The organism is uncultured Cyclobacterium sp. (genome assembly GCF_963977555.1).
Taxonomy (GTDB): Bacteria; Bacteroidota; Bacteroidia; order Cytophagales; family Cyclobacteriaceae; genus Cyclobacterium.
Map to the genome: position 1 here is coordinate 86,398 of NZ_CAXBPD010000020.1, position 11,349 is coordinate 97,746.

Sequence of the window (11,349 nt, forward strand, 5' to 3'; positions counted from 1 at the left end):
CGAAAATCAAGTGGAAAATTAAAAGTCAGGCGCTATATTTCATTCCCTATTCCAATAATAGAATTAGGTGGTGCGTGTGGATCAAAGCCGATTAGTATTTTTCCAGTCCTTACAGAAATTTGTAAAATGGATTTTTCAATTTTGCTTGGGTTTAGGTGTTTTTGTCCAAAGCCAATTCAGTTTCCTGGTACAATTGATACATGGCCATGCAGGCTTCCCCTCTCAGTATATTGGATTCGAGCGCTCTTTTTTCATATAGCCAGGAATCCGGAAGCAGGCTTTTTGTGTCGGATTTATTCATGGTTTGAAGGATGTTTTGTACTGTTGAAATTGGAACAGTTAGGCCATTATTGTTTAGCTCTGGATTTTTGGCGATTTCTGTATTGTTGGTAATGTCTTTAAAAATGCCCATCCACAGCTTGAAATCTTCGATAGACAAATTCTCCTGTGGCCTTGCCAAATAGGAGTCAAAAAATCCTTTGGTACCCCAAAACTGTACCGCATCAAAAGCCTTGTCTGCTCTGTCTATGTCTTTAAAGTAAGTTAAAATCTGCTGGTTCTTTATTAGAATGTCCTGGAGTTGAAGCACAGGTACATCCTTAATCTCGACCTGCAATTTACGGGACAAGTGGGCAGCGATGCCTGCTACCTGTCCAATTCCCATCCAGAGCGGTTCCATCCTTACGGTAGAGTAGGCAACATGGGTAGTGGAGGCAGCTACCGGAACAATCAATCCCAGGACTTTTTCAGGAACCAGAATCCTGTAGGGAATCTGGTAAGGAGAGATTTCATACATCCCTATATAGCCTTCCAATACCTTATTGTCTTTTGATGGAACTTTGGAAACTGGAAAGCTGTCAATTGGAAACTCACCTGTGATAATGGTGTCTTCAAAAACGGTGGTTCTTTTTGCGTCTCCTTGTAGGGTTACGTCATTTTCGGTGAGGGTGTACTTTCCTTTTAATCTCCTGGCCTCGCGGATATACAATTGCCAAGGGAAGTGTTCGTTGTCCGTAAATTCATCCTTGGGTAAATGGTATTTCTTTGCAAGATTTCTATGTTCCTCCGGAATTTCCGGATCATTCTGAACAAAATAAATCAGGCCCAGGGTCAGTTCTCTATGCCTCTGAAATATTCTTTCTCGAGCAGCCCAGTCGGATTCAGGATAAGCATAATTTTCTCCTACAAATGGGAATCCTAATGGTCTTGGATTGATATTGACATCATACTTTCGGTTTGGTATTTCGGTGAACGAGAAAACCCGGACCATGGTGTCAAAGTGATCCGAATAATAACCATGCCCTTCCTTAAACACCTTGGGGGCACTTAATCTTCCGTCTTTTAAATCGTTAAAATATTCAACATAGTTGTTTCTATCATAGCCATGAGGAGGTTCAGAAAGTACATAGCTATTTTCAGGTTCATCCGTCATGCACAAGCGATAAGTGTAAGCAGGTAACCTGCTATCTTCTTCGCCGCTGCCACCTTCCAAAAATGCTTTTTCATTAAAGTCAAAAAATATTTGGCCTGCATGCGCTTCATCAAATTCCTCTTTTCCTTCCCTTCCCAATCGGTAAGCTCCACCCGCAAGGGCAAAAACATCTCCCTCATAGGTAGCGTCTACAAATACTTCAGCCTTTAGGAATATATTGTCGCCACCGCTACGGTCCTTAAATCTTAACCTGGAAATCTTTTCGGAGATCATCTCGGCTTCTTCTATTTGGTAATTGAATAGCACCATGATGTTTTTCTCTTCCGCTATCATTTGGTTAAATACCAATTCGGCAACCGATGGTTCGTAATAATAGCCTTCTTTGCTAAGCAATACCTCTTTGGAGTTTTCGCCATATTTATCGGTATAGTATTGGAGCACCTTTTCTGTGAACTCCTTAAAAAGACCTGCAATGGCCTCTTTGTTTTCTATATCACTTTTACCTAATCCACTTGTGGTCAACCCCCCTAAGTGAGAATGGTATTCGGTAAGAATTACTTTAGAACCCATTCTTGCCGCTGCAATTGCCGCCATTATTCCTGCAGGTGTTCCACCTATCACAGCAATATCAGCAAAATCTTCCCCCTCCGAATCAGTGCTTTTATATACACAGGAAGTAGCTATTCCACTACCCGTAATTAAGGTTCCCAATGAACTTAATCTTATAAAATTTCTTCTATCCATTTTTAAATTAACATTTTAACAAGCAACGAAACTTGAAGTGTTTATTAGCGGTATTTATGGTCCATATGAATGACCATAAGGATTTGAATATTTCAATCCAAGCAAAGACTTAAGGCAAGGCGAACCAGGTTATTTGTTTAATTTCCGTTTATTCATACATTCTGAACAAAGCAATGAACAACCTATTACTTTTTCAATGGAGGCATCTCCAGCTTGTCCAAATCGGAAATTTTCACCTTTAAAACTTCGATTTTTTGCTTTACTGATCCAGCGAAGGCGATTAGCAAATGGCCATCCTGCTCGATCACATGTGGGTAATCGATGTGTCGGCCGCCAGTCAGGAAGCCCATCTTGGTGAATACCATTCCATCATCGCTAATGGCCAATGTGAGGGGATCCCTTCGTTCAGGGTGAGGGTTAGAAACCAGCACATACCTGCCATCACTCATTCTTAAACCATTGAATTTTGACCTGGCATCAGGGAAATTCGTCTTTACGGGGTTGCTCCATGTCTGTCCATTGTCAACGGAGAAAGCCCTATACAAGTATCCGCTTTTCCTGTTGTCCCTAAAGAGTGCCATTAGGTTTTTTCCGTCGGGAAGCACCCACCAATAAGGTTCTTCTGGATCCATTTCTGTGGTAGAGCCTGTTACAGGATAAGATTCCCATTGGTCAAAGCCCTTAATTCCACCGAGCAAAAATTCAATGCCCGATTCTTTATAATCATAAGCTCTTCTGGACATTAACCATTCTCCTGATGGCAGAAGTTTCGGAGGGAAATTATTGATTGCATTTTTATAAACAATCCCTTTTTCCTCCCAGGAATTGGATTTGCCATTCCATATATAAGCCCAAAGTTCAAGGCTGGGTCCAAAAAATCCTGCTGCTTCATCCAAGGAAGCCAAGGCCAAAAGCTCTCCATCCCTTTGCCAAAATCCACGGGAAATCCAACGCTTCCCTTTTTCTGTTCGGGTATTGTAATGTTCAGAATCGGGACCGGCTCCTTCTGGGTAGGAAGTAAGAAAATCTGGTTCAGACCAGATGAGCCCATCCGCACTAGTGGCATATTTTACCACCTGACCAACTCTGTCTTCCACACCGGGCCCATCGCTCCACATTAGCCAGTACTTGTCTTGATAAAAAGTAATATAGGAATGCTGGTTGACACCACCACTTTTTTTGGCTTCGGAAAAAGTAGGGTGATTTACCCCTTCCGCGGTCACATCACTTACAAGGGCATGGCTAGATGGGATTTTGGGAAGGTTATCAAAATCAATATCATGGGGAAGTGCAAACCAGTCTCCCATAAGCATTAATTTGGAGCTTGGATTGTTTACTGGATCCGGGTAATCCTCCGGTTTGCTGTTTTCATTTTTCTGAGAACAGCCAATAATTTGGAAAAAAAACAATGCAATAAATACTTTAAAATAATGCTTTTTTATGCTTTTCATGTTTAACGTTGTTACTTTAATATTTTCACGATTGCCCACTTTGGAGCAAATGTTGTGGCTTAGATTTCAAAGGATTACCAATAATATTATTGATATTTTCTAAATTTACGTCACAAAATAGCTAAATTATGTAAAGATCCCAATATAAAATTTTTATCTATTAAAAGGCGTAGCAGTTTGAGCAATCCAGTAGTATTCAATTAAACCTTTTTGAATGCGCTACATCCATGGGCTGGGTAATAAGTGTTTTCGTGCCCTAGCCTATTTCCACTTATACGCTGAAATCAATAGTATTTTTTCGATTTACTGATGTGATTGGTATCAAGTAGTTAAGCGATTTTCCGATAGGCATAACACCGTCTGAACTCATAAATTTTATTGTTTAAGAAAAATTAAATATAAAATTTTGATTAAAATGTTTTTAAGTATTCTTTTTTACACAACCCGATATGCTTAAAATAGGTGCTGCGACCAATGAACGACCATTCATAGCACACTCTTTTGAAATTACTTATTCCCTTAAATCCGTCCAAAAGACAAAATATTATTTAGTATTATGTCAAGTTTTATTTATTTTTTACCAATAACTTTATAGTTAGAGGAAATTTTTTCGGGCACGTACCCTATAATATTTTATAATTCAAAGTATAATTATATAAAATTTGGTAAATTTTAAAAAAATATTATTTTTATATTTATTTAATTCATTTATAAAAAAAATAATTTTTTAATGGGGTTGTTTTTCGCCTTTTAATGCTCTTCTTTTATAGAGGACTATGATCAACCTTTACCACTAACTAGCAATGAAATCAATAGTTAACAAAAATAATTATTCCGTTCAGCCTAAGTTGCCACCTGGTCATCAAGAACCGCTAGAAGCCATAAAGGGAAAACCTGATAGAGAGATATGGATGGCTTTTGATAAGGGGGATGAATTGGCTTTTAATTTTATTTACCGCACTTATGTCAAAAGGATGTTTCATTATGGTTCTCAGATAACCAAAGATGGTGAATTGATTAAAGATTGCGTTCAGAATATCTTTATCTACCTAAGGCGTAGAAGGGGTTCTTTGGGAGAGATATTGTGCATTAAGGCTTATTTGTTTAAAATTCTAACAAGAGAGATTGTTAAAAACTTAAGAGTTGAAAAACTTTCGGAAACAAGGTATGATGATATGAATGAGCAATTTTTCCCTATTTCTATTTGCCCTGAATCTATTTTGATTCAGAGGGAAAGTGATTTAGCCAATAAGGAAATGGTTAGAGAAGCGCTAGAAAAGTTAACAGCCAGACAACGACAAGCCATATTGCTATTGTATGAAGAGGGTATGAGCTATAAAGAAGTGGCTGAAACGATGGAGTTTACAGACGTTAAATCAGCCAGAAAAATTGTTTATAGGGCCATGGCGACGTTAAAAGAGATTTTTGTTGATCAAAAATAATTCAGAAGAGCGATAGTAATAGAATGAGGTATAAAGACTTTGAATTAGTAGATTTTCTTACCGATGAATTTTTTATCCTTTGGGTAAAAAATCCTGATAAGAATACCCACCATTTTTGGGAAAAATGGCTTTCAGAACACCCTGAGAAGCGAGCCATTGTATTAAAGGCCATTGCCATAATTAGGTCCGTAAGTTATGGGGAAGGTGAAAGCATGAGTGATAGCACCTATATAGATATTTTCGAGAATGTGATGAATGCGGATATAGACCGCTCCAATAAAAACAGAACATTTATCCATCCAAAAAAAAATAATTTTTTAAAAAATGTGGCTGCCATTTTCGTTTTCGGGTTTTGCGCCTGGATGGGGTATTACCATGCATTCATTTATTCTTCGCCTTCTACTGAATTCAACGCAGCTTTTATTATAAAAAGAGGTACAAGTACAGCCAATCGTTCAATCATTACTTTGGCAGACAGCAGTAAGGTTTATCTTAATTCTTCCAGTGAAATCACTTACCCTTCCAACCTTGCCACTGCAGATCGATGGGTAAAGTTAAAAGGTGAAGGGTTTTTTGAAATAAAGAAAAATGGAAAACCATTTACTGTATTAATAGAGGATACGAAAATTGAAGTTTTGGGAACCACTTTTAATGTAAAGGTAGAAGAGCGAAAACTTTCAGTTGCTTTATTGACGGGGAAAGTGATGGTGAAAGATGAAAAGGGGAACCAAGTAGCCCTCCGGCCTGAAGAAATGCTGATAATGGAAAAAAGTGGGGATTTGTATAAAAGCGAATTTGATCACCTTGAGGTGACAGGATGGAAAAACAATGTACTCGTTTTTAGCTCAGATAATTTTGAAAATTGTAGAAAAAAAATTGAAGACTGGTTCGGTGTAGAATTAAAATTAACAGGGAAAATCCGAAAAAGTTGGGTCTATTCAGGCACCTATAAAAATGAATCCCTTGAAAATGTTTTGAAAGGAGTAAACCTTACTTCAGGTCTAAATTTTAGGATTGAAAATAGAAATGTTGAACTGTACAATTAAAACGAAACACATGGCAAATATTGACTCAAGTTAGCAGTACCAATTGCAGGGCCCATTCTGGGGGGAATGAGACCCTGCTTTGAACAGCCTTCCACCAAAAAAGGAAGGCAATAGTTAAGTCGTCTAAAACTTAAACCACACAATATTATGAATAAATATATACTGAGACAACTTATTATGGTGTCCAAGAGATTGTTTTATGGCTTTGCCATCCAATTGATTTTCTGTACGGTAATGTTGGCCAACACCGGGAATGCACAAAGAAAAACGATTGATGAGGTCAAGGTATCACTTGATTTAAAGGAAAAGACATTGTTACGGTTTTTCAAGAACATAGAATCAAAAACTGATTTTAAGTTTACCTACAATGATGACAAGATAATGCTAAACCAAAAAATTTCCATTAGCCAAGAAAACATTACGGTTTATAAAGTACTTGAGAACGTTGCCAGACAGACACAGCTGAGTTTCACCCAGGTAAATGGCAATATTCATGTTAAGCTTAACCCTAAGGAAAGCAGCGCCGAAAGGGTGGATATTACTGAGGTAGCTGATGTGAAAGTTTCTGGTAAAGTAGTAGATCAAAATGGTGAACCGCTTCCCGGTGTGACCATTGCAATTCCAGGCACAACCATAGGAACTGCATCTGATATTGACGGTAATTATTCCTTGACTGTCCCTGAAGAAGCTACATTGGTCTATTCATTTATTGGTTTTCAGTCCCAGCGTATAGCCGTAGGGCAACAAACAATTATAAATATTACCCTTCAAGAAGAAATTGGCGCTTTGGACGAGGTGGTTGTGACAGGTTTTGGTACTCAGAAGAAAGAAAACCTTACTGGAGCCGTGTCTAGTGTTAGCAAAGAAGTGCTTGAAAATCGTCCGATTACCAATATTGGTCAAGGCCTTCAAGGGCAAATCTCAAACTTAAATATCACCCAGAACACAGGAACCCCCGGTGGAGGCGCCACTTTTAACGTTCGAGGATTTACTTCCATTAATGGTGGCTCACCATTAATATTGGTAAACAATGTGCCGATGGATGTAAACCTGATCAATCCCAATGATATCGAAAGTATATCTGTTTTAAAAGATGCTGCATCTGCTGCCATCTATGGTGCAAGAGCAGCATACGGTGTCATTTTGATCACAACAAAATCCGGAAGTAAAAGTGACAAACCCTCCATTTCCTTATCATTCAATACGGCAGTAAATACACCCGTTGTAAAATTTGAAACCATGGATGCTTTGGAACGGATGGATTATATGAATACCGCCAATATTGCAAGAAATGGTGTGCCTTATTATCAGTTTACGGATATTTATCAGGACAAGATAATTGCCCATTACAATGATCCTACCCAACCTTCAGCATTCCCAGATCCTCAAAACGCCAATGTTTGGCTGATGAGTGGCAATACCAACTGGGCAGAAGAGCTGATGAGAGACAGTTATCCTATGAGTCAATATACGGCTAGTATCACAGGAGGCGATGATAGGTTTGATTATTACACTTCATTAAATTATTTGTACCAGGAGGGGATAAATAAAGTCTTTGATGAGAAGTACAAACGTTACAATTTCATGACAAATCTGAATTATAAAATTACAGATTGGGCAAAAATTGGAACAAAAATTTCCATGAACAATAGCAAGCATATTTATCCACCAAACAATTCTACCAATCACTTTCCTGAGGGAAACAGCCCCTTTCAATGGCACCAATGGGCCAACTGGCCAGTTTATTTTCCTGACGGTAACTATGCATCAGGTGGATCTGTACCCAATACGGTTCAGTTTTACAGTGAAGCAGGATATAGAAAAAGAGAAATTCAAGACACATGGATTACTGGGTCATTACAATTAACCCCAATTAAAAATACCACCATCAATTTTGAATATACCTCAAATATTAAGAATACCGAAGAAGAGGATTATTACAAGACATTACCCATGTATTTCGTAGATGGTTCTGTAAGTGGTTATTACCCTTTTACCAATCCTAGTCAAGTGACCAAGACCAACTACAATGATAAATATTATGTGCTCAATGCTTATGCAGATTATGCGAATACCTTTGGAAAGCATGACATAAAATTAATGGGTGGGTTTAACCAAGAAAACCTTGATTCAAGGTATTTCTATTCAAAAAGAGAAAACCTTACAGTGGAATCCATACCGTTTATGAATTTGGCATATGGAGAGCGCTATGTAGGAGATGGAGCGTCGCAATATGCCATTAGAGGAGCTTTTACCCGTTTTAATTATAATTACGATGGCAGGTATCTTTTGGAATTCAATGGGCGCTATGATGGCTCTTCGAAATTCCCAAAAACTGACAGATTTGCCTTTTTTCCTTCCTTATCTTTAGGATGGAGGATAGATAACGAAGAATTTTTCGGGGATCTAGACAGTACTTTTGACATGTTAAAAGTCAGGCTATCTTATGGTAACCTAGGTAACCAGAATGTTCCTGGAAATTATCCCTATATCGCTACTTTTTCTGCCGGTACGATCAACTATATTTTGAATGAGGATAGGCCACTTACAGTATATGCCCCTGGTTTGGTAAGCCCTACCTTAACTTGGGAAACTGTTACCCAGAGAAACTTTGGATTGGATTTTACCCTCTTTCAAAACAGGTTAAACACTTCCTTTGACATGTATAGAAGGGATACCAAAAATATGTTGACAAGGTCACAAACCCTGCCAGCTGTTTTAGCAGAAAGCGAGCCAAGTGAAAATGCTGCTGACTTAAAAACCACAGGTTGGGATCTCACAGTAGGTTGGAGGCAACAGAGCAATGAATTGAGGTGGGGTGTTAACCTTATTTTTTCAGATTACACCTCTGAAATCACCAAATTTAGTAATCCTGTAGGTTTAATATCTGATTATTATGTAGGGAAGCAAATAGGGGAAATATGGGGCTATACCACAACAGGAATCGCACAAACAGATGCGGAAGCGCAGGAATTGGACCATAGAAACTTGGTAGGTATAGAGAGAAAAGCAGGAGATTTATTGTTCGCGGATCTTGACAACGACGGTAAAATCTCTCCAGGTAATGGAACCCTGGATAATTCAGGTGATAGAAAAATTATCGGAAACAATACACCGAGATACAGTTTTGGTGTGAAAACAGATTTCCAATGGAAGAATTTCGATCTTGATATATTTTTTCAAGGTGTAGCCAAACGTGATTTATGGCTCAATAACAACTTTTGGCTTGGGGGATACACCAGTGAATGGAATGCACACAATAAAGTGCTTACAGACTGGTGGTCTCCAGAAAATCCGGATGCTTACTTCCCTAGACCTATGGTCTCAGGAGGTTCGGACGTTACTGCTGTTCAAACCAGGTATTTACAAGATGCTTCCTATTTAAGACTTAAACAATTGACTTTAGGTTATACAATTCCTCAGGCGCTTACCCAGAGGATTAAAATGGAAATGGTGAGGGTATACATCTCAGGGAATAATATCTGGGAAGTAACGGGCATTCATGAGTACAAAAAGGTATCTGATCCGGAAATGAATGGGTCTCAGTATTATCCTATTTACCGTTCATTTTCTTTAGGTGCTAACATCAATTTCTAAATCATACTGTCGTGAAAAAGATAACTATATATATATCCGTACTATTACTTGTAGTAGCTTCTGCCTGTAATGATGAATATTTGGAAAGGTTTCCACTAGATCAGATTAGTGATGCCCAGTTTTGGAGTACCTCCACTGACCTTGAACTTTATGCGAATCAATTTTATATTGACTTGAGGAACCCTCAGGTGAATTGGAGAATTGACGATAATTCAGACAATAATGCGCCAGGTGATAGAAATTCTTACCTCTGGGGTGAATATGTAATCCCTGCTACTGGAGGCGGTTGGGGAAAAAGTGACTGGCAACCTATTAGGCGATGTAATTATGCATTGGCTAGAATAGGTGCAATGGAGAAAGATGACCTTGTGTTAAGGTATGAAGGGGAGATCAGGTTCTTTAAAGCTTTTTATTACCAAAAAATGATCGAGCGTTTTGGTGACGTTCCTTGGTATGAGGTAGATTTACAAACTGACTCTGAAGGTTTGGTGAAAGCCAGGGATTCCAGAAAGGTTGTATTTGATAATATGCTCGCCGATTTGGATTTTGCTATTGATAACTTACCAGAGGAATCTGGCGAAAATAGGTTGACCAAATACGTAGCTTTAACATTTAAAGCAGAAGCTTGCCTATTTGAAGGAACCTTTAGAAAATACCATGGCTTAGGTGATCATGAGTCAATATTAGCTGAATCTGCGGAGGCTGCAGAGGCAGTGATTAATTCAGGAATGTTTAGTCTATACTCCACTGGGAATCCGGAGCAAGATTACTTTGACCTTTTTGTACAGCAAAACCTTACAGGTAACCCTGAAGCCATCTTTTTTCAAAGGTTTATCACAGGAATAAGGATGCACAACAATGTAAGATCCCTGGGTGAACCTCATACCGGATACACCAAAGATTTTGTACAATCCTATTTGAGTAAAGATGGTTTGCCAATAGCCCTAAGCCCTTTGTACCAAGGAGACCAGAATTTTGAAGATGAATTTGTAGACAGGGATCCAAGGATGAAGCAATCCATTTATGTCCCAGACCGTCCTTATAGAATTTATTCTGATGGCAGCATTGATTACCGCACCATGCCAGAATTTGACAATAACTATGTGACCACTAGTTATTACATTACCAAGGGGTACTCACCTTATGAGGTGGATAGGTTGCAAAACCAATCAACCATAGATGTATTTACCTACAGATACGGAAAACTATTGGTAACCTATGCTGAAGCCAAAGCAGAACTTGGCGAAGCTACCCAAGAAGTGCTGGACAATAGCATTAATTTATTGAGAGACCGTGTAGGCATGCCTCATTTAGAAATGAATGTAGGTTTTGAAGACCCAAATTGGCCAGATTGGGAGGTTCCTGTGACTCCACTAATCAATGAGATCCGTAGAGAGAGAAGAATTGAAACAGCCGGAGAAGGTACCAGGTGGGAAGACCTTGTCAGGTGGAAAGCTGGAAGACTTATAGAAAACCCATTAACTTATTTAGGTGCCGTAGACCCTGAAACAGGAGACTATCGGGTGATTTATCCTGGAAATACCAGAACATGGGATGATAAATTGTATTTATATCCTATTCCTGTTCAAGAACTTTCCTTGAATCCTCAACTTACGCAAAACCCAGGTTGGGATTAA

6 protein-coding genes are annotated in these 11,349 nt (G+C 38.7%); 4 read left to right on the plus strand and 2 right to left on the minus strand.

Annotated elements, in window-relative coordinates; all coding sequences use genetic code 11:
* Nucleotides 1-151: 151 nt before the first annotated feature.
* On the minus strand, nt 152-2,176 hold the full coding sequence (locus AAC073_RS20645) for an FAD-dependent oxidoreductase (protein ID WP_339925711.1): 2,025 nt from the start codon (nt 2,174-2,176) through the stop codon (nt 152-154).
* A 185-nt stretch (nt 2,177-2,361) separates the two neighbouring features.
* On the minus strand, nt 2,362-3,627 hold the full coding sequence (locus tag AAC073_RS20650; RefSeq protein WP_339925712.1) for an exo-alpha-sialidase: 1,266 nt from the start codon (nt 3,625-3,627) through the stop codon (nt 2,362-2,364).
* Between the two features lie 803 nt (nt 3,628-4,430).
* Here AAC073_RS20650 and AAC073_RS20655 point away from each other — a divergent pair.
* The 4 genes from AAC073_RS20655 to AAC073_RS20670 all read left to right on the plus strand — a co-directional run bounded on the left by AAC073_RS20655 (nt 4,431) and on the right by AAC073_RS20670 (nt 11,349).
* Entirely contained in the window at nt 4,431-5,069 is a 639-nt protein-coding gene (locus AAC073_RS20655; protein WP_339925713.1) for a sigma-70 family RNA polymerase sigma factor, read from the plus strand.
* A gap of 23 nt (nt 5,070-5,092) precedes the next feature.
* Nucleotides 5,093-6,115: a FecR family protein gene (locus AAC073_RS20660; RefSeq protein WP_339925714.1), complete on the plus strand. Its 1,023-nt coding sequence runs from the start codon at nt 5,093-5,095 to the stop codon at nt 6,113-6,115.
* A gap of 147 nt (nt 6,116-6,262) precedes the next feature.
* Nucleotides 6,263-9,712, plus strand: a complete 3,450-nt coding sequence (locus AAC073_RS20665; RefSeq protein ID WP_339925715.1) for a TonB-dependent receptor — start codon at nt 6,263-6,265, stop codon at nt 9,710-9,712.
* Between the two features lie 11 nt (nt 9,713-9,723).
* Nucleotides 9,724-11,349: a RagB/SusD family nutrient uptake outer membrane protein gene (locus AAC073_RS20670; protein ID WP_339925716.1), complete on the plus strand. Its 1,626-nt coding sequence runs from the start codon at nt 9,724-9,726 to the stop codon at nt 11,347-11,349.

Bases quoted from the DNA above. Each gene is read 5' to 3' on its own strand.
- AAC073_RS20645 (WP_339925711.1), bottom strand. From the start codon at position 2,176: ATGGATAGAAGAAATTTTATAAGATTAAGTTCATTGGGAACCTTAATT.
- AAC073_RS20650 (WP_339925712.1), bottom strand. From the start codon at position 3,627: ATGAAAAGCATAAAAAAGCATTATTTTAAAGTATTTATTGCATTGTTT.
- AAC073_RS20655 (WP_339925713.1), top strand. From the start codon at position 4,431: ATGAAATCAATAGTTAACAAAAATAATTATTCCGTTCAGCCTAAGTTG.
- AAC073_RS20660 (WP_339925714.1), top strand. From the start codon at position 5,093: ATGAGGTATAAAGACTTTGAATTAGTAGATTTTCTTACCGATGAATTT.
- AAC073_RS20665 (WP_339925715.1), top strand. From the start codon at position 6,263: ATGAATAAATATATACTGAGACAACTTATTATGGTGTCCAAGAGATTG.